The 22,042-nt window shown below is 59.3% G+C and carries 24 protein-coding genes; 17 read left to right on the top strand and 7 right to left on the bottom strand.

The annotated features are described in order from the left end of the window. The 6 genes from QZ268_RS17580 to recO all read left to right on the top strand — a co-directional run. The coding region (locus QZ268_RS17580; RefSeq protein ID WP_295455131.1) for a holo-ACP synthase at positions 1 to 327 on the top strand (327 nt) is incomplete at its 5' end. A 61-nt stretch (positions 328 to 388) separates the two neighbouring features. After that, the gene (gene lepB / locus QZ268_RS17575; RefSeq protein WP_295455130.1) at positions 389 to 1,225 is read left to right on the top strand and encodes a signal peptidase I; all 837 of its coding nucleotides are present in this window, start codon (positions 389 to 391) and stop codon (positions 1,223 to 1,225) included. Beyond that, complete coding sequence (gene rnc / locus QZ268_RS17570) at positions 1,222 to 1,908, top strand: ribonuclease III (protein ID WP_295455128.1); 687 nt, start codon at positions 1,222 to 1,224, stop codon at positions 1,906 to 1,908. The genes lepB and rnc overlap by 4 nt, the downstream gene beginning before the upstream one ends. Continuing rightward, positions 1,905 to 2,810: a GTPase Era gene (gene era, locus QZ268_RS17565; RefSeq protein ID WP_295455126.1), complete on the top strand. Its 906-nt coding sequence runs from the start codon at positions 1,905 to 1,907 to the stop codon at positions 2,808 to 2,810. Before rnc ends, era begins: the two co-directional genes overlap by 4 nt. A 124-nt stretch (positions 2,811 to 2,934) precedes the next feature. Further along, on the top strand, positions 2,935 to 3,264 hold the full coding sequence (locus QZ268_RS17560; RefSeq protein ID WP_295455124.1) for a DUF1491 family protein: 330 nt from the start codon (positions 2,935 to 2,937) through the stop codon (positions 3,262 to 3,264). 107 nt (positions 3,265 to 3,371) lie between these two features. Next, entirely contained in the window at positions 3,372 to 4,106 is a 735-nt protein-coding gene (gene recO, locus QZ268_RS17555) for a DNA repair protein RecO (RefSeq protein ID WP_295455122.1), read from the top strand. A gap of 2 nt (positions 4,107 to 4,108) precedes the next feature. Here the strand turns inward: recO and QZ268_RS17550 are convergent, their stop codons facing one another. After that, on the bottom strand, positions 4,109 to 4,723 hold the full coding sequence (locus tag QZ268_RS17550; RefSeq protein ID WP_349376245.1) for an SGNH/GDSL hydrolase family protein: 615 nt from the start codon (positions 4,721 to 4,723) through the stop codon (positions 4,109 to 4,111). A gap of 325 nt (positions 4,724 to 5,048) precedes the next feature. After that, positions 5,049 to 6,734 (bottom strand): acyl-CoA dehydrogenase family protein, encoded by a 1,686-nt coding sequence (locus QZ268_RS17545; RefSeq protein WP_295455118.1) that lies wholly within the window; start codon positions 6,732 to 6,734, stop codon positions 5,049 to 5,051. A gap of 161 nt (positions 6,735 to 6,895) precedes the next feature. On the opposite strand from QZ268_RS17545, the gene QZ268_RS17540 reads away from it, so the two are divergent. From QZ268_RS17540 to dgt, 3 genes are all read left to right on the top strand, one after another. Then, complete coding sequence (locus tag QZ268_RS17540; protein WP_295455116.1) at positions 6,896 to 7,663, top strand: sulfite exporter TauE/SafE family protein; 768 nt, start codon at positions 6,896 to 6,898, stop codon at positions 7,661 to 7,663. A gap of 73 nt (positions 7,664 to 7,736) precedes the next feature. After that, the gene (locus QZ268_RS17535; RefSeq protein WP_295455114.1) at positions 7,737 to 8,633 is read left to right on the top strand and encodes a cation diffusion facilitator family transporter; all 897 of its coding nucleotides are present in this window, start codon (positions 7,737 to 7,739) and stop codon (positions 8,631 to 8,633) included. A 90-nt stretch (positions 8,634 to 8,723) separates the two neighbouring features. After that, on the top strand, positions 8,724 to 10,070 hold the full coding sequence (gene dgt / locus QZ268_RS17530) for a dGTP triphosphohydrolase (RefSeq protein ID WP_295455133.1): 1,347 nt from the start codon (positions 8,724 to 8,726) through the stop codon (positions 10,068 to 10,070). 84 nt (positions 10,071 to 10,154) lie between these two features. On the opposite strand, the gene QZ268_RS17525 is transcribed toward dgt, so the two are convergent. Next, positions 10,155 to 11,753, bottom strand: coding sequence for a phosphoenolpyruvate carboxykinase (locus QZ268_RS17525; RefSeq protein ID WP_295455112.1), 1,599 nt, complete (start codon positions 11,751 to 11,753; stop codon positions 10,155 to 10,157). A gap of 356 nt (positions 11,754 to 12,109) precedes the next feature. Between QZ268_RS17525 and QZ268_RS17520 the strand changes: the two genes are divergently transcribed. Genes QZ268_RS17520 through QZ268_RS17490 form a run of 7 tightly spaced genes read left to right on the top strand, consistent with a single transcriptional unit; the run spans position 12,110 to position 17,529 of the window. Then, positions 12,110 to 12,814, top strand: coding sequence for a response regulator transcription factor (locus QZ268_RS17520; RefSeq protein ID WP_295455111.1), 705 nt, complete (start codon positions 12,110 to 12,112; stop codon positions 12,812 to 12,814). A 33-nt stretch (positions 12,815 to 12,847) separates the two neighbouring features. Continuing rightward, on the top strand, positions 12,848 to 14,563 hold the full coding sequence (locus QZ268_RS17515; RefSeq protein WP_295455109.1) for a sensor histidine kinase: 1,716 nt from the start codon (positions 12,848 to 12,850) through the stop codon (positions 14,561 to 14,563). Positions 14,564 to 14,569: 6 nt separating this feature from the next. Next, positions 14,570 to 15,028, top strand: coding sequence for a serine kinase (locus tag QZ268_RS17510; RefSeq protein WP_295455107.1), 459 nt, complete (start codon positions 14,570 to 14,572; stop codon positions 15,026 to 15,028). Positions 15,029 to 15,042: 14 nt separating this feature from the next. Beyond that, a complete protein-coding gene (gene rapZ, locus QZ268_RS17505) occupies positions 15,043 to 15,903 on the top strand; it encodes an RNase adapter RapZ (RefSeq protein WP_295455105.1) in 861 nt (286 codons plus the stop codon). Between the two features lie 21 nt (positions 15,904 to 15,924). Further along, positions 15,925 to 16,332: a PTS fructose transporter subunit IIA gene (locus tag QZ268_RS17500; RefSeq protein WP_295455103.1), complete on the top strand. Its 408-nt coding sequence runs from the start codon at positions 15,925 to 15,927 to the stop codon at positions 16,330 to 16,332. After that, a complete protein-coding gene (locus QZ268_RS17495; protein ID WP_295455101.1) occupies positions 16,333 to 16,602 on the top strand; it encodes an HPr family phosphocarrier protein in 270 nt (89 codons plus the stop codon). It begins immediately after the preceding gene. Between the two features lie 33 nt (positions 16,603 to 16,635). Beyond that, positions 16,636 to 17,529, top strand: a complete 894-nt coding sequence (locus QZ268_RS17490) for a lysophospholipid acyltransferase family protein (protein WP_295455099.1) — start codon at positions 16,636 to 16,638, stop codon at positions 17,527 to 17,529. Positions 17,530 to 17,772: 243 nt separating this feature from the next. Here the strand turns inward: QZ268_RS17490 and QZ268_RS17485 are convergent, their stop codons facing one another. After that, positions 17,773 to 18,648 (bottom strand): 3-hydroxybutyryl-CoA dehydrogenase, encoded by an 876-nt coding sequence (locus QZ268_RS17485; protein WP_295455098.1) that lies wholly within the window; start codon positions 18,646 to 18,648, stop codon positions 17,773 to 17,775. A 157-nt stretch (positions 18,649 to 18,805) separates the two neighbouring features. On the opposite strand from QZ268_RS17485, the gene QZ268_RS17480 reads away from it, so the two are divergent. Further along, entirely contained in the window at positions 18,806 to 19,621 is an 816-nt protein-coding gene (locus QZ268_RS17480; RefSeq protein WP_295455096.1) for a DUF6473 family protein, read from the top strand. Positions 19,622 to 19,795: 174 nt separating this feature from the next. On the opposite strand, the gene QZ268_RS17475 is transcribed toward QZ268_RS17480, so the two are convergent. The 3 genes from QZ268_RS17475 to QZ268_RS17465 all read right to left on the bottom strand — a co-directional run. Then, positions 19,796 to 20,725 carry an FAD-binding protein gene (locus QZ268_RS17475; protein ID WP_295455094.1) on the bottom strand — a complete coding sequence of 310 codons (930 nt, stop codon included), beginning with the start codon at positions 20,723 to 20,725 and terminating at the stop codon, positions 19,796 to 19,798. Further along, positions 20,725 to 21,483 (bottom strand): electron transfer flavoprotein subunit beta/FixA family protein, encoded by a 759-nt coding sequence (locus QZ268_RS17470; protein WP_295455092.1) that lies wholly within the window; start codon positions 21,481 to 21,483, stop codon positions 20,725 to 20,727. The genes QZ268_RS17475 and QZ268_RS17470 overlap by 1 nt, the downstream gene beginning before the upstream one ends. A gap of 76 nt (positions 21,484 to 21,559) precedes the next feature. Beyond that, positions 21,560 to 22,042: SDR family oxidoreductase (locus QZ268_RS17465; RefSeq protein WP_295455090.1), on the bottom strand; the 483-nt coding region annotated here is incomplete at its 5' end.

The raw sequence follows: 22,042 nt of genomic DNA, 5'->3' as shown, positions 1-22,042 counted from the left end.
GATGTGGCGGGCACCTATGCCAAACGCTGGGCCGCCAAAGAAGCCTGTTCCAAGGCGCTGGGCACCGGGCTGCGTATGGGCATCGCCTGGAAGGACATGGCGGTCAGCAATCTGCGCAGTGGCCAGCCGGTAATGCAGGTCACTGGCTGGGCCGCCGAGCGCCTGGCTGAAATGACACCCGCTGGCCACAGCGCGGTTATTCACGTGACATTGACCGATGATCACCTCTGGGCGCAGGCCTTTGTGGTCATTGAGGCCCGGCCAATTCACGCTCAGCCCGTGGATCAGTCTGCGGATCAGCCCTCTGAAACCGCCAGTGAAGCTTGACTCGCGCCCCTCACGCGCTCATGTAGCGCCGGACCCTTAAATTCATAACCCGGAGAGCCTGATGACGGCAAAACCCACGGCCGGACAATCGATCCTCGAAACGGTAAAGACCATTGTTTATGCCCTTTTGATTGCTGGGGTCTTTCGGACCCTGTTTTTTCAACCTTTCTGGATCCCCTCGGGGTCGATGAAGGAGACGCTGCTCATTGGTGATTTCCTCTTCGTCAACAAGATGGCCTATGGCTATTCCTATGCCTCTTGTCCCAGTGTGCGCATCGGCGCTATCGGGCTGAATATCGATGCCGAAGACATCTGCGGCTTTCTCGACAATGATAACACCCGTTTGCTGGGCTCTGATCCCGAACGCGGCGATGTGGTTGTCTTCCGCCACCCGGTGACTGGCACCGACTTCATCAAACGGCTGGTTGGCCTGCCGGGGGACAGTATCCAGGTCAAAGATGGGGTGCTGTTCATCAACGGCACAGCCGTTGGGCTGGAGGATGCGGGCAACTTTGAGGAAGCCATGGCGCCGCAGGGACCACAGGGCTCTCGCCCCCGCTGTGAAAACGCGCCTGTTGGTCTGGGTGGGGCCTGCCTCAAATCGCGCCAGATTGAGACCTTCCCGAATGGCAACACCCATGCGATCCTCAATATTGGCAACCAGTCTGCGGATCACACGGGCGTCTATAAGGTGCCTGAGGGGCATTTTTTCTTCATGGGCGACAACCGCGATAATTCCAGTGACAGCCGTCTGGTACAGACCGCTGGCGGCGTTGGCTTTGTGCCACTCAAAAATCTGATCGGGCGCGCGGATCGCATCATGTTCTCGTCTGCTGGCCGCTCAATGTTGTTTTTTTGGACCTGGCGTTCTGACCGCTACTTCAAGGGGATCGAGTGAAACTATCGAAAGAAATGCGCGTCTTTGAGCAGCGGATCGGGCACCAGTTTGCCCGGCCGGAGCTTTTGGTGCGCGCCTTGACCCACCCCTCGGTGTCTTCTCCAAACCGCAAGGATAACCAGCGTCTGGAGTTTCTCGGGGATCGTGTGCTTGGCCTGGTCATGGCAACAGCCCTGCTGGAGCATGACAAGGAGGCCAGCGAAGGCCAGTTGGCGCCACGCTTTAACGCGCTGGTGCGTAAAGAAGCCTGCGCCGATGTCGCCCGCGAGATCGAACTGGGTGAGGTGCTGAAACTGGGGCGTTCGGAAATGATGTCCGGCGGGCGCCGCAAGCTGGCCCTGTTGGGCGATGGCATGGAGGCGGTGATTGCTGCCGTCTACAAAGACGCCGGCTTCGAAGTCGCCCAGGCGATGATCCTGCGGCTCTGGGGCGCGCGCATTCATCAGGTAGAGGCCGACGCCCGAGATCCTAAAACCGCGTTACAGGAATATGTCCAGGCGCGCCGTCAGAATCCACCGGACTACGTGCAGGTGGCACGCGAAGGTCCGGATCACCAACCTATTTTTACCATTGCTGTTCGGCTGGAAGATGGCACCGAAGAGCGCGCAACTGCGGGCTCAAAACGTCTCGCAGAACAGGCCGCAGCCAAGGCGCTCTTGGCACGTTTGGAGCACTCAACATGACAACACGCGCCGGTTTCGTCGCCCTGATCGGAGAGCCCAACGCGGGCAAATCCACTCTTCTTAACCGAATGGTCGGGGCCAAGGTCTCGATCGTCACCCATAAGGTCCAGACCACCCGCGCCCGGGTGCGCGGCGTTGCGATGGAAGGCGAAAGCCAGATCGTTTTTGTCGACACGCCGGGCCTGTTTCAGCCCCGCCGCCGTCTGGATCGCGCCATGGTGGCAGCCGCCTGGGGCGGCGCTGCCGATGCTGAAATTGTGTTACTGCTGGTCGAGGCCCACCGGGGCATCACCGAAGGTGTGGAGCGCATTCTCGAAGGTCTCGCGGATGTGGCTCAGGGCCGGACCGTGGCTCTGGTGATCAACAAAATCGATCGGGTGCAATCCGAGGTGCTGCTTGGCCTCACCAAGGATCTGAACGATCGCTTTGATTTTGCCGAAACCTTTTTGATCTCGGCCGAGCGTGGCCACGGGGTCGAGGTGCTGCGCAGCTGGCTGGCTAAAACACTGCCCGAAGGTCCCTGGCTCTACCCTGAAGACCAGATCGCTGATCTGCCAATGCGGATGATAGCGGCGGAAATCACCCGCGAAAAGCTGACCCTGCGCCTGCACCAGGAACTGCCCTATCAGATGACGGTCGAGACCGAAAACTGGGAAGAGCGCAAAGATGGCTCGGCCAAGATCGACCAGGTGATCTATGTGGTCCGCGATGGTCACAAAGGCATCGTTCTGGGCAAGCGCGGTGAAACCATTAAATCCGTGTCGCAATCCTCCCGCGAAGAACTGACCGAGTTCCTGGGCCGCAAGGTGCATCTGTTCCTGCAGGTCAAAGTGCGCCCCAACTGGCTGGAAGAGGCCGAGCGTTACTCGGAAATGGGACTGGACTTCAAAGACGGCAACTAAGGGAAGCGCCCGGTGCACAGGGCGCGTACCACCCTTCATCTTTCCTTAAATATCTCCGCCGGAGGCTCCGGCAGCTGCCACAGATGCTGCGGCCTGCGGCGGGGATCACACCAGAGGCCCCGCAATGCCCCGACTGACCGCCCGCTTTTGGGTTGATGCCTATCTTGCCCGCCTGCGGTTTCAGGATATTCCGGGGTTTGTCACCGCCCATGGCGATGACACTGCAGGCGCGGTGCTGGTCAAGCTGAACACCCTGGACGGGCAGGCGCAGTCGTTTCATCGCTCCTACGATTTGATGAGCGGCGCACGCAAATGGATCGAACATACCAGCGGTGTTGAGGCGGATGTGGACGCCGCGATCCGACGCCAGCAAGAGTTTGACCCCGATCTCTGGGTGATTGAGATTGAGGACCGTGCCGGGCGTCACCTGCTGGATGAACCAGGGCTGGAATGACCTTGGTTTAAAGACCCAAGCCCCAAGGGCTGAGGCAAGGCTTGCCGTTGGGGGGCTGTTAGGGTCTGATAGTCAGGGCCGCAGCGCGCAATCAGGGGGAAATATCAGTGGAATGGCGTGATCATGGCATTCTGTTGTCCCGACGGCGTCACGGCGAAGGGGCTGCAATTATTGATGTTTTTACTGAACATCACGGCCGTCACGCCGGTATTGTACATGGGGGCGCCAGTCGCAAAAAGGCGCCGGTGCTGCAACCGGGTGCGCAGCTGGATCTGTTGTGGCGGGCTCGGCTGCAGGATCACCTAGGCAGCTATCAGGCCGAACCTCTGCGCAGCCGCGCGGCGGCGGCCTTTTCTGGTCGTATGGCCTTGGCGGGGCTGAATGCGGTGACAGCGCTGTTGGGGTTTTGCCTGCCCGAGCGCGAAGCCTACCCGGTGCTTTACAAACAGTCCGAACAATTGCTGGACCTGCTGGAGCAGGCGGAGGTCTGGCCCCTGGCCTACCTGCGCTGGGAAATGGCCCTGCTCAAAGAAATGGGCTTTGGGCTTGATCTCAGCGCCTGCGCGGTGTCCGGGCGCAACGAAGATCTGGCCTATATCTCGCCTCGGACGGGGCGGGCGGTGTCCGTTCAGGAGGCGGGGCAATGGGTCAGCCGCCTGTTGCCGTTGCCGCCGGTCCTGCGCGGGATCGGTGAGGCTGCAGACCATGAAGTGGCGCAGGGGCTGCAGACCACCGGGTTCTTCCTGGCAGAACGGTTGGCGCCCAGTCTGGGGAACCAGCCGCTGCCCGAAGCCCGCAGCAGGTTTGTTGATGCCTTCATGCGGCGATTGCCGGACAGCTGAGGCTACTCCGCCTGTGTTACTTCGGTGATCAAATTCACAATGCGGGTTGCAATAGCATCGCTTCCCTTGACTGAGGGGTGGACCCTATCAATCGCGTGGTAGCTGCGATCCCCATGGGGCACCAGATCGGCCAGAGACAGGAAAAAGACGCCCTCGTCTCGGGCTGCCATCCGGGCCGCGCGTCGATCCAGCTCTTCGCCTTCGTCCTTGCAGTATTCAATGGGAGAGCCAAGTCCGGGGCTGCGCAGATAGCCGGTGTAGATTACCTTGGCCCCCTTGCTGCGCAGCTGGTTCACCAGATCAGGAATTGCGCCACTGCTGCCATCGCGGGTGGCCAACCGGTCCATCTTGCGCCCACATGCGGTGCAGCCGCAGCCCAGCCACAGGTCATTGCCGCCGCCATTCAACACCACCCAGTTCCAGTCGCCCGCATTCCAGTCGCCATTGGGCATTTGTTTGGGAATACTCAACCCGGCCGCGCCACTGATGGGCAGGCGATAGATCATGCGCGCCGCAGAAAGGGAGCGATCAGTGACCTCGACTTGGAGGCGCTTCTCCATCACGTCTGAGACCGCCCGCTGGGAGATGCCATTCCAGGCCATCAGCGAATCGCCCATCACCAAAACTCCGCCCTCCGGGTTCTGGGGCGCGCGCTCTCCACAGCCGGATAGGGTAAACAAGGCACAGAAAATGTAAGATAACCGGGGCAGAAATTGAAGCATGGGCACAGGGCTCATTTGGAGTGTAAATCGAATTTTAGATGCACTTATACCGGATGTTGTAAATCAATAAAAAGCACCAGGGCAGGCGGTAAGGCAAAGCCGGGGAATTATCGGGCAACAGGCCTGATGCGGGGCTTATGCCGAGACAGGGGTGAAGTAACACCAGGAACAAAAAAGCCCGACCAATGGCCGGGCTTTGGGGGATCTTGTTGTAAAAGGATCAGGCCAGAAGGCGGCGGGCAATAACCTGTGCCTGAATTTCTGCGGCGCCTTCAAAGATGTTCAGGATCCGTGCATCACACAGCACCCGGCTGATTTTATACTCCAGCGCAAAGCCATTGCCGCCGTGGATCTGCAAACCGTTGTCAGCAGCGGCCCAGGCCACCCGGGCACCCAGCAGTTTTGCCATGCCGGCTTCCAGATCGCAGCGATGGCCGTGATCCTTTTCCCAGGCCGAGAAATACGTGAGCTGACGCGCCACCATGATCTCGACTGCCATCATCGCCAGCTTGCCGGAGACGCGGGGGAAGTTGATCAGGCTCTTGCCGAATTGTTTGCGATCCTGAGCGTATTGCATGGAGATATCCAGCGCCGACTGGGCCACGCCGATGGCGCGGGCCGCGGTCTGGATCCGGGCGCTTTCAAAGGTCTCCATCAGCTGTTTGAAGCCCTTGCCCTCGGCGCCGCCCAGCAGGTTTGCCTGTTTCACGGCAAATCCGTCAAAGCCCAGCTCGTATTCCTTCATGCCGCGATAGCCAAGCACTTCGATCTCGCCGCCGGTCATGCCGGGGGTGGGGAAGGGCTCGGCATCGGTGCCAGGCGTTTTTTCCGCCAGGAACATCGACAGGCCCCGGTGATCGGTGGTGTCGGGGTCGGTGCGTGCCAGCAGGGTCATCACATGGGTGCGGGCCGCATGGGTGATCCAGGTCTTGTTGCCGGTGACCTCATAATCGCCGGCCTCATTTTTGACCGCACGGGTGCGCAATGAGCCAAGGTCGGACCCGGTGTTTGGCTCGGTGAACACAGCCGTGGGCAGGATTTCGGCGCTGGCGATTTTGGGCAGCCACTGGGCTTTTTGCTCATCGGTGCCACCACAAAGGATCAGTTCAGCGGCGATTTCCGAGCGGGTGGCGAGGGAGCCGACACCGATGTAGCCGCGCGACAGCTCTTCGGAGACCACAACCATTGAGGCCTTGGAGAGGCCAAAACCGCCAAATTCTTCGGGGATGGTCAGGCCAAAGACGCCCATCTCGGCCAGCTCTTCGATGACCTCCATCGGGATCAGCTCATCCTTCAGGTGCCAGTCATGGGCGTGGGGCTCAACCTTGTCTGATGCGTAGCGGCGGAACTGATCGCGGATCATTTCCAGCTCTTCTTCCAGACCCGAAGCGCCGAACATGGTGGCGCCGGCCTGCTCTTGCATCAGCTCGGCCAGGCGGCTGCGTGCAGCCTGAGTATTGCCCCCTTCGGTGAGGAACACAACCGCCTCGGTGCGCAGCGCCTCCACGGCGTCCTGACCCAGGCCAAGATCCTGCAGCCGCAGAATTTCACCCTGGTTCATCTGAATGCCGCCCTGAACCTGCGCCAGATATTCGCCAAAGGCGATCTGGTGGATCAGCTGCTCCATCTCATGAAAAGCGCCATCGCTTTGCAGCTTGTCAGCCCAGTCCTGCATCTGGCGCAGCGCATAGACATAGGTGGCAAGCCAGGACAGCCCGTGCGCTGCGGTCTGGTTGGCTTCGATCAACTGGCCGGAAACGCGACCCTCCTGGGTGACCTGGTTGCGCACCGCAACCCGGGCGGCCTCCAGGGTCGCTTCGAGGGGGGCAATTGCTGCGCCAGTGAGCGCCAGCAGTTCGGGGAGCACAATCGGTTTCATTTGCAGGTCCTGTCCGTCATGAGCCATTGAATCACGTCCTTCTTGGGTCGCTAAGGTGGTAAATCACTTTGCAGGTGCAGCGCAACAAAAATACGCCGCGCTGCGGCAAAGTGATAAAAAGTTGCGTGACGAAATTTGGCGCTCTGTGGTGGTTCTCCTTGCGGGAATGGGATGATAGGGCAGACTACATGGACGCATTTTTTTCACTCATTTCCGCCAGTGATTTGGCGATCGCCTTTGGGATCGCGCTGCTTGCCGGCACGGTGAAGGGCATGGTTGGCTTTGCGCTGCCAATGATTCTGGTCTCGGGGTTGAGCCTGTTTCTCGCCCCCGAGTTGGCGCTGGCGGGGTTGATCCTGCCGACACTGGTGACCAATTGGATGCAGGCGCTGCGACAGGGCGGCGGCGCGGCCTTTGCCTCGCTCAAGCGGTTCCGTCTGTTCCTGTTGGCGGGGTTGGTGTTTTTGCTGCTCAGCGCCCAGATGGTGCGGGTGCTGCCGCAGCAGGTGATGTTCCTGGCGATTGGTGGTCCGGTGACCCTGTTTGTCTTGCTGCAGCTGATGGGGGTGCCTCTCACTCTGGCCAAGCCGACGCCACGGGTCGAAGTCATGGTCGGGGCTTTTGCCGGGTTGATCGGCGGGATCTCTGGTGTTTGGGGGCCACCAACGGTGGCCTATCTGACCGCACTAGGCACTGAAAAGAGCGAACAGATCCGGGTGCAGGGGGTGATTTACGGCATGGGCGCCTTTGCGCTGTTGTTTGCCCATATTGGGTCGGGCGTGATGCGCCTAGAGACCCTGCCGTTTTCGATCCTTCTGATTGTGCCGGCTGTGCTGGGCATGTGGATTGGTGGGATGTTGCATGATCGCATTGATCAAAGAGTTTTTAAGCAAGCTACGCTAATTGTTCTGCTTCTGGCCGGGCTCAATCTGTTGCGCCGCGGGTTGATGTTGTAGGCTGGCCGAGTTGGCTGTGTTGGACGACTGGCCGATCTGGCAAGCTAGTGTAACCAAGGAACACAAAAGCGCGATGCAGGGGATGAACGCAGAACGACTGGCTCTGGGCACCATCCTGATTGCCGTATTGGTGCTGGGCCTGAAACTGGTGGCCTGGTGGCTGACAGATTCGGTGGCCTTGCTGTCGGACGCGCTGGAGTCGCTGGTCAATGTCGGCGGGGCTGTGATGGCCTGGATGGCGGTGCATTACGCCAAAAAGCCCGCAGATGCCGGCCATCCCTTTGGCCACTATAAGGCTGAGTATTTCTCGGCTGTTCTTGAAGGCATCATGATCATCATTGCGGCGCTGCTGATTGTTCAGCAGTCGGTGCAGGCGCTTGGCAACCTGAACGAGACGGTGACCTGGGGCCGCGCCGGGCTGCTGGTGAATGCGGCGGCCCTGGTGTTGAACCTGCTGTGGGCGCGGTTGTTGATCAGCCGGGGCGGGGCGCTGAACTCTCCGGCGCTGACCGCCGGCGGGCGTCATTTGATGAGCGACGTCTGGACCTCGGTTGGGGTTTTGTTGGGGCTGGTGCTGGCGATGGTCACCGGATGGGCCATATTGGACCCGCTGTTGGCGCTGTTTGTGGCGGTGAATATCCTGCGCGAAGGCTACGGTGTTGTCGCCTCCTCGGTGAATGGGCTGATGGATTCCGCCGCCCCCAAGGAAGAGCGCGCCCGGATCGAAGAGCTGCTGCATCATGCGGCTGCGGGGGCATTGCAGGTGCATGGGTTGAAAACCCGCCGCGCGGGTGTCGCCCTGTTTGTCGAATGCCACATGGTGGTGGAAGGCACGATGACGGTGCAGGCCTCCCACACGATCTGTGACCGCATCGAAGACCGCATCCAGGCCAGCTTTCCAGAGGCGCAGGTCACCATCCATGTTGAACCGGAACATAAACTGGAACCATCGGGCATCGCCCCGGTGTAAACCCGTCGGTGAAGCATTTGCATTTTGCCGCGTGCTCCCGTTTAACCGCCACAACGAAAGCGGCAGTCACGGGAGCGAGGCGCGATGGCGATGGAATGGGACAGGTTGTTGAATGCGGGGCGTCTGTGCCGCCCGGACTATCCCGAGGATCCAGGCCGTCCGGCCTACCTGCAGGACTATGATCGCATCCTGTTCTCTGAACCCTTCCGTCGCCTGGCGCAAAAGACCCAGGTGCATCCCCTCTATGAACATGACCATGTGCACCACCGGATGATCCATTCGCTGGAAACCGCCAGCGCCGGGCGCTCGCTTGGGGTGCTGGCGGGGCAGGCGATGCTCAAGCAGGGCTACATCACCGAGGCGCAGCGCGATGTGATTGCCGGCACGGTTCAGGCGGCCTGTCTGGTGCATGACATCGGCAACCCGCCTTTTGGCCATTCTGGCGAAGACAGCATTGGCCAGTGGTTTGCGACGCAGTTTCAGACGAAGAGCGGCGTTGCCGGAGCCGTCCCTGCAGCCCAGCAGGCTGAGTTTGAGGCCTTTGAGGGCAATGCCCAGGGCTTTCGCATCGCAGCGGCCCTGGAAATGGCTAGGCGCGATGGCGGCATGCGCCTGTCCTATGCGACCCTTGCGGCATTCATGAAATACCCCTGCACCGCCGAGGCCCGGCACCTGGCCACTCCCGGCTATGTGGGGCTCAAGAAATTTGGTGTCTTTGGCTCAGAGGCGGCATTGTTTGCCGAGGTGGCCGAGGCAACGGGGCTGCGCAGTGATGGCGCCGGGCCGGGGAAATACTGGCGGCGCCACCCGCTGGCCTTCCTCGTCGAGGCGGCAGATGACATCTGCTATCGGATCCTGGATCTGGAAGACGCCGCGACGGTAGGCGACCTGAGCACCATTCAGGTGATCGAATGTCTGGAAATGATCGCAGGTAAGCCCAACCGGGCGGATGATACGGCGATGACGGCGCGCGAAATTGTCGCCATGCGCCGGGCCAGCGCCATCCATCAGGCGATCATAGCCGCAGTTGCCGCCTTCATGGACAATTATGATGCTATCATGGCGGGTGAGTTCAACGACGGTCTGATGGAGGTTTCCTCCAAGGCGGCTGCCTTTGATCAGATGAAAGAGATTTCAAACGCGCGGATCTTTACGGCACGGCGCAAGACGGAGCTGGAGATTGCCGGGCGTCAGGTGATTTTTGCGGTGCTGGATCATTTCCACGGGCTGTATGATGATCTGCGCAGCTGTGACTGGGATGTTGAGGCGTTTCTGGCGCGCCATGGCTATTGGGCCAAACTGGTGCGGGCGGTGGATCTGGATCTGCGCGGCATTACGGATGACTACAGCGCCATGCATAGCCTGGGGGATTTTGTCTCTGGCATGACCGACCGCTACGCGGTGAAGGTGCGCGACATGGTGGCAGGGCGGATCTAAGCTGGCCAAAAGGCTCCACCCCAGCAGGATAGACAAAAAAACCCGGCCACTGGCCGGGTTTTCTATTTCGCGGTGACGCGGGCCTTAGCTGATCGCGGCGGCTTTTACGTCTTCGTCGATATAGGGCAGATACTGTTCGAAGTTGTTGGAGAACATTTCAACCAGTTTGGCGGCCTGTTTGTCGTAGGCAGCCTGATCGTCCCAGGTGCGGCGTGGGTCCAGCAGGACTTCGGCAACGCCGGGCACCGAAACAGGCACGTCAAAGCCAAAGTTGCTGTCCTTGCGGAACTCGACCTCGGCCAGGGTGCCTTCGAGGGCGGCGGTCAGCAGCCCGCGTGTGGCGCGGATCGGCATCCGCGAGCCAACGCCGTAGGCACCACCGGTCCAGCCGGTGTTGACCAACCAGCAGGTTGCCCCATGGGCGGCGATCTTTTCACGCAGCAGGTTGCCGTAGACTTCGGGGCGGCGTGGCATGAACGGCGCGCCAAAGCAGGTGGAGAAGGTGGGCTCGGGCTCGGTCACGCCGCGCTCGGTGCCTGCCACCTTGGAGGTGAAACCAGACAGGAAGTGGTACATCGCCTGCGCCGGGGTCAGACGGGCAATCGGAGGCAGCACACCAAAGGCATCACAGGTCAGCATGATGATGTTCTTGGGGTGGCCGCCAAGCGCGGTTTCCGAGGCGTTGGAGATATAGTGCAGCGGATAGGCGCAGCGCATGTTTGCCGTCAGGCTGTCGTCTTCAAAGTCCAGCTCTTTGGTCTCTTCGTCAAAGACCATGTTTTCGATCACGGTGCCGAACTTTGTGGTGGTGGCGTAGATCTCTGGCTCGGCCTCAGGGTTGAGGCTGATGGTCTTGGCGTAGCAGCCGCCTTCAAAGTTGAAGGTGCCATTATCGGCCCAGCCGTGCTCATCATCGCCGATCAGAACGCGGTCAGGGTCAGCAGAGAGCGTGGTCTTGCCGGTGCCGGACAGGCCAAAGAACACGGCGGTGTCGACAGGGTTGCCTTTGGCGTGGTTAGCCGAGCAATGCATCGGCATGATGCCTTTTTCGGGCAGCAGGTAGTTCAGCAGGGTAAATACGGATTTTTTGTTTTCACCGGCATATTCGGTGCCACCGATCAGGATCATCTTGCGATCAAAGTTCATCGCAATGACGGTCTCGGTACGGCAATCGTGACGCTTGGGGTCGGCCTGGAAGCTGGGGCAGTTGATGACGGTGAAGTCTGCAACAAAATCGTTCAGGTCTTCGCGCTCGGGGCGCCGCAACATGGTGCGGATGAACAGCCCGTGCCAGGCCAGCTCGGTGACCATGCGGACATTGATCGAATGCTTGGGGTCGGCGCCGCCAACCAGATCCTGCACGTGGTAGTCGCCACCTTTCATGTGCTCCAGCATATCGACATAGAGATTGTCGAACCCTTCAGGCGACATCTCGGCGTTGTTTTCCCACCAGATGGTGTCTTTGACGCTGTCAGATTTGACGACGTGCTTATCCTTAGGGGAGCGACCGGTGAACTTGCCGGTGGTCACAAGGAACGCGCCGCCATTGCCCAGGGTGCCTTCGTTGCGCTTTACCGCTGCTTCGACAAGGGCAGGCTCCATGAGGTTGTAATGGACATTGCCCAGACCCTCGATACCTTGATCCTCGAGGCGGAAATTCGGGTTAACCCGTCCAGATGCCATGTGTTCTCTCTCCTGTGCCGGCTTGGTATGCCGCATAGATTAAAAGCTGCGCCCCAAAGGCAGATCGGGGCATAGGGTCCGGTATCGACACCGGTGAGGCAGCTCATAACATGACGGTTCCATGACTGAACAGGACGGTTTGGCGCAGTTAGCGCCATCAAGGCGGAGTTTAGCGCAACCATCTGTCGCGAGGGTGGATCGCTGTTCACTGTTCAGCGGTTGATAAGACATTTTTGCCCTAATTGTGGCCAAAGAGAGACCTGATTCGCCAATGGGGATTGATTCGTCGCGCAAGACGGGCGATGAAAGGGAAAAAATACTGACAATATAAAAGAGCAGATTTAGGGGCAAATCCAATGTCGAAGATTGCTTTGGTGGATGATGACCGCAACATTTTGACTTCTGTGGCGATGACGCTGGAAGCCGAAGGGTTTGAGGTGGAGACCTACAACGACGGGCAGGCCGCGCTGGATGCCTTTAACAAGAAGCTGCCTGACATGGCGGTGCTGGACATCAAAATGCCTCGCATGGATGGTATGGATCTGTTGCAGCGGCTGCGGCAGAAAACCCAGATGCCGGTGATTTTCCTCACCTCCAAAGATGATGAAATCGACGAGGTTCTGGGGCTGCGCATGGGGGCGGATGATTACGTCAAAAAACCCTTCTCGCAGCGCCTGCTGGTAGAGCGCATCCGCGCATTGTTACGCCGCCAAGAGGCGCTCAACAGTGATGAGGCCGGAACCGAGGCCCCAGAGACAAAAGTGATGGACCGGGGTAATCTGCGGATGGACCCGCTGCGTCACGCGGTCAGCTGGAAGGGCAAGGACGTGTCGCTGACGGTGACTGAATTCCTGTTGTTGCAGGCCCTGGCGCAGCGCCCGGGTTTTGTCAAAAGCCGCGATCAGTTGATGGATGTGGCCTATGACGATCAGGTCTATGTGGATGACCGGACAATCGACAGCCATATTAAACGGCTGCGCAAGAAGATGCGGACAGCCGATGGTGACTTTGCAGCGATCGAGACCCTCTACGGGATCGGGTATCGCTATAATGAAGAGTAAGACCCGCAGTCTTTCCCAGGGGGGCGTGCAACAATGCGTGACACTGGCCTGACACCGAGTCGGCAAGAAGGAGATGTGGTTCTGGGCGACGATTGGGTCGCGCCAGACCAGACCGTTGCGGCTGAAATGCAGGTGAAACGGGCGCGTCGCGGGTTTTTCTCTTTGAAAGGCTCACCTCTGACGCGCAAGATCATCACCTTCAACCTGATTGCTCTGATCATTCTGGTTGCCGGCATTCTCTACCTGAACTCCTCGCGTCAGAGTCTGGTAAAGCAGCGGGCCGGGGCTCTGGTGGCCGAGGTCTCGTTGATTGCCGATGTTTTTGAAGCGGTGCTGCCCTCCTCGGGGGCTGTCAGCCTGACAACGGGCGATGGCATTGACCCGCTGCACGTGCTGGAAGGGGTGACCCTGCGCGGTGGGGTCGAGGCCTTTGTCTTTGACACCTCCGGCGTGTTGGTGGCGCAGGTCACCGGGGTCAACCGGCCTGACGCGTTGAATGCGCTGAACGAGGGCTCCAAAAACCGGACGTTGATTTCCGACGGATTGTCGAGGCTCTGGACGACGTTGGGGGGTGCGTTCCAATCCGAACCTGTCGAAGGGGGCCCCATCAAGCCGCTGCGTGATCAGCTGCAGAGCCTGGTGCGACAGTCCTTGACCGAAGGGGCCAAGATCGAAGTGGTCGGAGAGACCAGCGGCGGAACGGTTCTGTCGGCAGTGGCACCGATCCTCAGCAATGGCACCGCCATCGGGGTCGTCGCGCTGGCCTCGCCCTCCGGTGAAATCGACGCCCTGGTACGCGGCGAACGCGAACGGGTTTTGCAAATCTTCATTATTGCCCTGTTGGTTTCTGTCGGGCTGAGCCTGGTGTTGGCCTCGACCATCGCCAATCCGCTGGCGGATCTGGCTGAGGCTGCCGAGCTGGGCCGTGAGCGGAATTCTCGCAAGGCTCATGCGGGTCGTGTTCGTATTCCCGACCTGTCAGCGCGCCCCGATGAGATCGGCCGGTTAAGCCGGGCGCTGCGCGGTATGGTCACGGCGTTGTATAGTCGGATCGACAGCAACGAACAGTTTGCAGCCGATGTGGCCCATGAAATCAAAAACCCGCTGGCCAGTCTGCAATCTGCCGTCGGCACCCTGCGGATGGTCAAACGCGAAGATCAGCGCGAAAAGCTGATGGAGGTCATCGAACATGATGTGCGCCGCCTAGACCGTTTGGTGAGCGACATCTCCAATGCGTCGCGTCTGGATGCCGAGCTGGTGAAAGAGGAAGAGGATGAATTCGATCTCTTGCAGATGCTGACCAATCTCAATCAGTATCTTGGCGAAGACGCACGGGCCAAGCAGATCGACTATATCACCGATCTGCCCCAGCGCCCGGTGATGATCCAGGGCCTGGAGGCGCGTCTGGCGCAGGTCTTTGTCAATCTGATCACCAATGCGATCTCCTTTTGTGAAGAAGGCGATGCGATCCGCGTCTGGGCCCGCCGCCGCGACAACAGGGTGCTGATCGTGGTCGAAGACACTGGCCCCGGCATTCCCGAACAGGCGCTGGCAAAGATCTTCAAACGGTTCTACTCGCAACGCCCGGATGAGCATTTTGGCAATAACTCCGGCCTTGGGCTGGCGATTTCCAAACAGATCGTCGAAGCCCATGGGGGCGTCGTCTGGGCCGAAAACATCCGACCCACCGAGGCCGATGTTACCTCTGAACCACTGGGCGCACGATTTGTTGTTGGCCTGCCCGTCTGATCTGTGATGGCACCGGTCGCACCCTGCCTCTCCCTGCACGCCAGTTGTGTGACATGGGGCGCGCGCGGGCTGTTGATCCGGGGCGCGTCTGGCAGCGGCAAATCCGCCCTTGCTTTGCAGTTGATGGCCTATGGGGCGGATCTGGTGGCGGATGACCAGGTGCAGATCTGGCAGCAGGGGCGGGACGTCTGGGCCAGATCTCCGGCAGCTGAGGGCCTTGTTGAGGCGCGATTTGTTGGGATTTTGACCGTTGCCGCCGCCAAAGAGACCGCGATCTGTGCGATCGTCGACCTGGATCAGGTGGAGGCCGAGCGCCTGCCTCCCAAACGGCACCAGGCGCTGCTGGGGCAGCAGATCCAGGTGTTTCATCGCGCAGAGTGCAGCCATTTCGCAGCAGCCCTGATACAGTTTCTCAAATCGGGCGCTTTGGATCCTGATGCCAAGCTTTCTGATGCAAACCCCTGACTGGTGGAACACCAATGCCTGAACCCAAGGTGACCCCGATTGTACTGGTAACTGGGCCTTCGGGCGCCGGGCGTACAACTGCGATCAACGTGCTCGAAGATCTTGGCTATGAGGCCATTGATAACCTTCCTCTGCGGCTGTTGCCGGGGCTGGTTTCAGCGGCGGACGGTGCGGGGCCGATGGCTCTGGGGCTGGACAGTCGCAACCGGGATTTTTCCCCGGCAGCGCTGTTGGAAGTCATTGATATGCTGGAAGCGCGTGAGGGCTGTGATCTGTCGGTGCTCTATCTGGATGCCCGTCCTGAGGTGCTGTTGCGTCGCTATTCGGAAACCCGGCGCCGCCATCCGCTGTCGCCGGGGGAAACGCCGGAACTGGGGGTGCAACGAGAGCTAAGCCTGATGGGGTCGATCCGCGACAGGGCCAGCCTGTTGCTGGAGACTTCGGATATGAATGTGCATCAGCTCAAGGCGGAGATCGAGCATCTCTTTGTTCCCACAGGCCGCAACCTGGCGCTGTCGATCCAGAGCTTTTCCTATAAACGCGGGGTGCCGCGCAGTGTTGATATGGTGTTTGACTGCCGGTTTCTGAACAACCCCTACTGGGATCCGAGCCTGCGGGGGCAGGATGGGCGCGATGGCTCTGTGCAGGCGCATGTGCAGGCGGATCCGCGCTATGAGGGCTTCTTTGCGCGGGTGCTGGACATCACCCAGTTTTTGCTGCCAGCCTACCGCGAGGAGGGGAAATCGCATCTGTCGATCGCCTTTGGCTGTACGGGGGGGCAACATCGCTCGGTGACCTTGGCAGAAACCCTTGCAAAAGCCCTTGCAGAACGGGGCCAGCAGGTGTCAATTAGACACCGCGAGCTGCAAAGCTAGCAGGGATACGGAGTTACAGGATTGATCGGGATCGTGATCGTGGCACATGGCGGGCTGGCCGGGGAATACCTGGCTGCGGTCGAGCATGTCGTAGGGCCTCAGCCCAACCTTTTGTCCATTGCCATCGCACCTGATGATGACCGTGAAGACAAGCAGCGCGAAATCTGCGCGGCAGCGGACCAGGTGGATACTGGTGACGGCGTTGTCGTGGTGACGGATCTCTATGGTGGATCGCCCTCGAACCTCAGTTTGCGGGCCTGTAAACCTTCTGGCAGGCGCATATTGTACGGAGCAAATCTGCCGCTTTTGATCAAGCTCACCAAATCCCGAGATCTTGTGGTGGGGGAAGCCGTACGCCACGCGATGGAAGCGGGGCGTAAGTATATTAATTCTCTAAACATCAATCCCGACGGGGAGCAGGCGCAATAAATGGCTTTGAAGACATTAAAAATCGTAAATGAAAAGGGGCTGCATGCCCGTGCCTCCGCCAAACTGGTGGAGGTTGTCGAAGGCTTTGACGCAACGGCTGAGGTCTCAAAAGACGGAATGTCTGCCTCTGGGGACAGTATCATGGGGCTTTTGATGTTGGCAGCCTCGAAAGGAACGACTATTGACGTCGAGACTTCGGGGCCGGATGCTGGTGCTCTGGCTGATGCGGTAGAGGCCCTGGTGGCTGACAAATTCGGCGAGGGGTTCTAAACTCGGCTTCCCTCAATTGACAGGAATGGCACGGTGGCGGATACGGCACATGAGCAGAACACCGGTGTTGCACCGGAGAGCAAAAAGGACATCGGTGAGGTCTATGACCGCCGCACCCTGACCTATGCCAATTCTTTTGATGATCGTTGGACCTCTTTGGCCATCAAAGCCATCGAGTGGGTGACCGGCAAGCTGACCATTCTGCGCATGGTCAAAAAGTTCGAAAATCAAAACGCGGAATATCGCGGTCAGAAGTTCTGGCGCGGGGCGCTCAATATCATGGGCATCGATCTGATGACCCCGGAAGAGCAGATCAAACGCATCCCCAGCGATGGCCCGGTGGTGATTGTCGCCAATCACCCCCATGGCATGGTGGACGGCATGATCTTTGCCGATCTGATCGGTCGGGTGCGCCAGGATTACCGGATTTTGACCCGGTCAGTGCTGACTGGTCTCGATGAGGCTGCGACCTCATTTATGATTCCGGTGCCCTTTCCACATGACCCGGATGCGCAAAAGAAAATGGTCGAGATGCGCGCCAAGACCATGACCCATCTAAAAGCGGGCGGGGTTGTGGCGCTGTTCCCGTCGGGAGTGGTGATGTCATCCGAGACCTGGTTTGGTCCTGCGATCGAGCAGGAATGGAATGTCTTTACCGCGCAGCTGATCCGCCGCTCTGGCGCCCGAGTGGTGCCGATCTTTTTCCCCGGACGCAATTCACGCAGCTATCAGATCGCCAATAAGATCTCGCCGATCTTACGACAGGGGCTGCTGTTGCATGAGATTGTGCGCTCTTGCAACAAACCCCAGGCGCCAGTCGTGGGTGAGGCTTTGACCGAGGAACAGATGCAGCGGCTGCAAAGCGATCCACGTGGGTTCATGGCCTGGCTACGAGAGCATACGCTGGATCTTGGTCAAAAGAGCTGAGCTAATAGAGCTTAGGCTGTCTTTGCCGGGGGCCTTTCAGCTTCTGAGTCACCAAAGCAGCAACGTCAAAGCGCCCATAGCCTGATCCCTGCGTGACAGCGGCTTGGCCCTGTCCCAAGCAAAATGACGGTGTCCACGCCCAAAGGGCGCGGAGCCTCCGCAATTTGGCTTGTGCCCTGTCCGCGCCGCCGTCCTGCGAGTGTCAGGCGATGAGGGTTCCGAAGCAGCAGCTCAGGCGGGGGATTAGCGGGTTGGAACGGGGGTTTCACCGCGATAGTCATAGAACCCGCGTTGGGTTTTGCGCCCCAGCCAGCCTGCTTCGACATATTTGGTGAGCAGCGGGCAGGGCCGGTATTTGGTATCGGCCAAACCTTCGTGCAGCACGTTCATAATGGCAAGGCAGGTGTCTAGGCCGATGAAGTCAGCCAGTTCCAGCGGGCCCATCGGGTGGTTGGCGCCAAGTTTCATCGACTCATCGATAGATTTAACCGAACCAACGCCTTCGTAAAGCGTATAGACCGCCTCGTTGATCATCGGCATCAGGATGCGGTTGACGATAAAGGCCGGGAAATCTTCGGCGCTGGCCGCGGTTTTGTCGAGGCGTTCAACCACGGTTCTGCAGCTGGCAAAGGTCTCTTCATCGGTGGCAATGCCGCGGATCAGTTCCACCAGTTGCATCACGGGCACCGGGTTCATGAAATGAAAGCCCATGAAGCGTTCGGGGCGATCCGTCCGGCTGGCCAGGCGGGTAATCGAAATGGATGAGGTGTTGGAGGTGAGAATCGTATGCGGCAGCAAATGCGGCTGCAGGTCCTCAAAAATCGCCTGCTTGACGGTTTCACGCTCGGTTGCGGCCTCGATCACCAGATCGGTGGCGCCGACGTCCGCCAGTGTCAGCGTTGTGGTGATCCGGGCCAGAGCCTCGGTGACATCTGTTTCGGAGATTTTTCCACGGCTGGCCTGACGCGCCATGTTTTTGTGAATCGCGCTGACCGCAGCATCCAGAGATTGCTGGTTAATGTCATTCAAAACAACATCATAGCCTGCCAATGCGGTGACATGTGCAATGCCATTTCCCATCTGGCCCGCGCCAATGATGCCGATCTTTTTGATATCCATGCCAGTGGCTCCCAGTTTGCCTGCTTGGCAACCTTATCGGTGGCCTTGGGGCAGACACAAGGCTGCACGCCTGGAATTTTAGGTGAAATTTAACTTTAGGGAATTTGCAATCTTTCGCCCCCAAAGTGATCCTTGGGTGAATAAAACGGTGGGAACTATGAGCTACGAAGCCAAAAGCGCAGGCGCGCTTTCGGGTGGGACGTGCTGCTATGCGGGATCACGCTTGCCAGTACGTGGCCCCCAAAGAGAATTAGACAGTCCATATATCGCTTTTCTTGGTGGGACAGAGGTATTTGGACGGTTTGTGAAGACTCCCTTTTCAGACGTTAGCGAATCTTTGTTAAAAACCCCCTGTGTCAATCTGGCTGCGGTGAACGCAGGGTTGGACACCTTTGCCAGCGACAAGGTGCTGATGGAGGTTGCGCGGGGGGCGGACCTTTCTGTGGTGCAGGTGTTGGGGGCGCAGAATGTCTCAAACCGCTATTACCGGGTGCATCCACGGCGCAATGACCGCTTTTTGCAGGCGCAGCCTGCGCTCAAGACGCTGTTCCCTGAAGTGGACTATACCGAGTTCCACTTTAACAAGCATTTGCTCACCACCCTGCAAGCGCTTTCTGAGGAGCGGTTTGCAGAGGTGCGTCGGCATCTTCAAGACACCTGGGTTGATCGCATGGCGCAGGTGATTGCGACACTGGAAGGGCGGGTTGTGCTGCTCTGGGTGCGCTATCGTCTGAAAGGCAATGCTGCCTTCAACCACGAGCCGGTGCTGGTGGAGAACAGCATGATCCAGGCGCTGCAGGACCGCACCAAAGGCGTGGTGGAGGTCGATGTGGCGCCCGCTGGTCTGTTGGATGATTTTGACGGGATGACTATGGGCGCGCTGGACTTTCCGGCGGCCCAGCACATGTTGGGCCCCAATGAGCACGCGCGCATTGGCTGCGCCCTGGCTGAGAAGCTGCAGAGCCTGCGCTGATCTCTGGATCGCAGAGGCAGGCCCTCTTCGCAGAGGAGATAGCAGCGGGCGACATCGGTGGGTGACAGGGGCCGGGTTTCAGAACATGCAAACAAAAACGGGGCCAGCACTCAGTGCGGGCCCCGTTTGTTGTGGTGATGCAGTCTGGGATCGCCCCGGACTGCAACTGTTCGCTTAGCCGAGTTTTTCGGTCAGCTCAGGCACGGCTGCAAAGAGGTCGGCAACCAGGCCAAAGTCAGCAACCTGGAAGATGGGCGCTTCTTCGTCCTTGTTGATCGCGACGATCACTTTGGAGTCTTTCATGCCGGCCAGGTGCTGGATCGCACCAGAGATACCGATAGCGACATAGAGATCAGGCGCCACGACCTTACCGGTCTGGCCAACCTGCCAGTCGTTGGGCGCGTAGCCGGAATCGACCGCTGCCCGCGAGGCCCCAACCGCAGCGCCCAGCTTGTCAGCCAGACCTTCGATCAGTTTGAAGTCTTCCTCGGAGCCAACGCCACGACCGCCGGACACAACAACGCCAGCCGAGGTCAGCTCGGGGCGGTCGGATTCGGCAACCTTGTCTTCGACCCACTCAGAGAGGCCGGGGTTTTCTGCAGCACCGATGGTGTCAACAGAGGCGGAGCCACCCTCGCCAGCGGCGTCAAAGGTCGCGGTGCGGAACGAGATGACTTTCTTTGCATCCGAGGATTTGACGGTCTGGATGGCGTTGCCTGCGTAGATGGGGCGCTCGAAGGTGGAGCCGTCAACAACAGCTGTCACATCCGAGATCACCATCACGTCCAGCAGTGCGGCGACGCGGGGCAGAACGTTTTTGGCATCGGTGGTGGCAGGGGCAACGATGTGCTCGTAGTCACCAGCCAGCGAGGCGATCAGCGCCGCTGTGGGTTCCGCCAGGCGGTGGCCCAGGGATGCGTCTTCGGCAACCAGAACGCGTGAAACGCCAGCGATTTTGGCAGCTTCGGCACCGGCAGCGGCAGCAGATGCGCCAGCGGCCAGAACGGTCACGTCACCCAGAGCCGCAGCAGCTGTCACAGCCTTTGCGGTTGCGTCCAGCGCCAGGGCGCCATCGGTGACTTCAGCAAGGAGAAGAACAGCCATTACACAGCCCCCGCTTCTTTGAGTTTCTCGACCAGTTCATCAACAGAACCAACCATGATACCGGCGGCACGGGCCGCTGGCTCAGAGGTGGAAACCACTTCCAGGCGCGGCGTGACATCGACGCCGTAATCGGCGGCAGTCTTTTCGGCCATTGGTTTTTTCTTCGCCTTCATGATGTTTGGCAGCGAAGCATAGCGAGGCTCGTTCAGGCGCAGGTCAACGGTGACGATGGCGGGCATGTTCACCTTGATGGTCTGCAGACCGCCGTCCACTTCGCGGGTCACGACGGCATGCTCGCCCTCGATCGCAACCTCAGAGGCATAGGTCGCCTGACCCCAGCCCAGCAGCGCCGCCAGCATCTGGCCGGTCGCGTTCATGTCGTTGTCGATCGCCTGTTTGCCCGCGATCACCAGGCCCGGCGCCTCGGCGTCGATCACGGCCTTTAGGATCTTGGCCACCGCCAGCGGCTCGATATCTTGGTGCACGTCGTCGGCGGCCACGACGAGGATCGCCCGGTCCGCGCCCATCGCCAGCGCCGTGCGCAGCGTTTCCTGCGCCTGTTTCACGCCGATCGACACGACGACAAGCTCGTCCGCCTTGCCCGCTTCCTTCAGACGGATCGCCTCTTCAACCGCAATCTCGTCGAACGGGTTCATCGACATCTTCACATTCGCGAGACCAACTCCGCTACCGTCCGCCTTAACGCGAACCTTCACGTTGTAATCAATTAGGTGTTTTATAGGTGCAATTATTTTCATTGGCGTTTATCGTCTTGGAAATTTGCAATGGCAGTAACGGCCCGGGTTCCAGGCCGTTACTTGGGATGTGTCTCTGTCAATTCGCAGTATAACCGCCATCTACTACAATCTCTGCTCCGTGAACGAACGATGACTCATCCGATGCGAGGAACAGGACCGCATTCGAAACCTCTTCAGGTTTGCTTGGCCGCTTGAGCAGCGTGGCCCCCAGAATTGCCTGCCGGGTAACTTCGTCGGCGTGTAGCAGATCTTTTGTCATGGGAGTATCGATGACACCGGGATGGATCGAATTCACGCGTATGCCACTTTCAGCCAGGTCGACTGCGCAGGATTTCGTCAACATCCGTACGGCGCCTTTGGATCCAATGTAGGCTCCCGCCGAAGCGGCTCCAACAATCCCATAGATTGAAGAAATATTGATAATAGATGCCTTTTCGGCCTCTTTCATCAATGGAACCGCGGCTCGGATGCCGAGATAAATACCGCGTACATTGACGTTGAACGTCATGTCAAATTCATCAGGCGAGGTTTCGTGGAGCGGCTTAAGAATGAGAATGCC

The organism is uncultured Pseudophaeobacter sp. (assembly GCA_905479575.1).
Taxonomy (GTDB): Bacteria; Pseudomonadota; Alphaproteobacteria; order Rhodobacterales; family Rhodobacteraceae; genus Pseudophaeobacter.
This window is presented reverse-complemented; position numbering and strand designations above follow the sequence as displayed.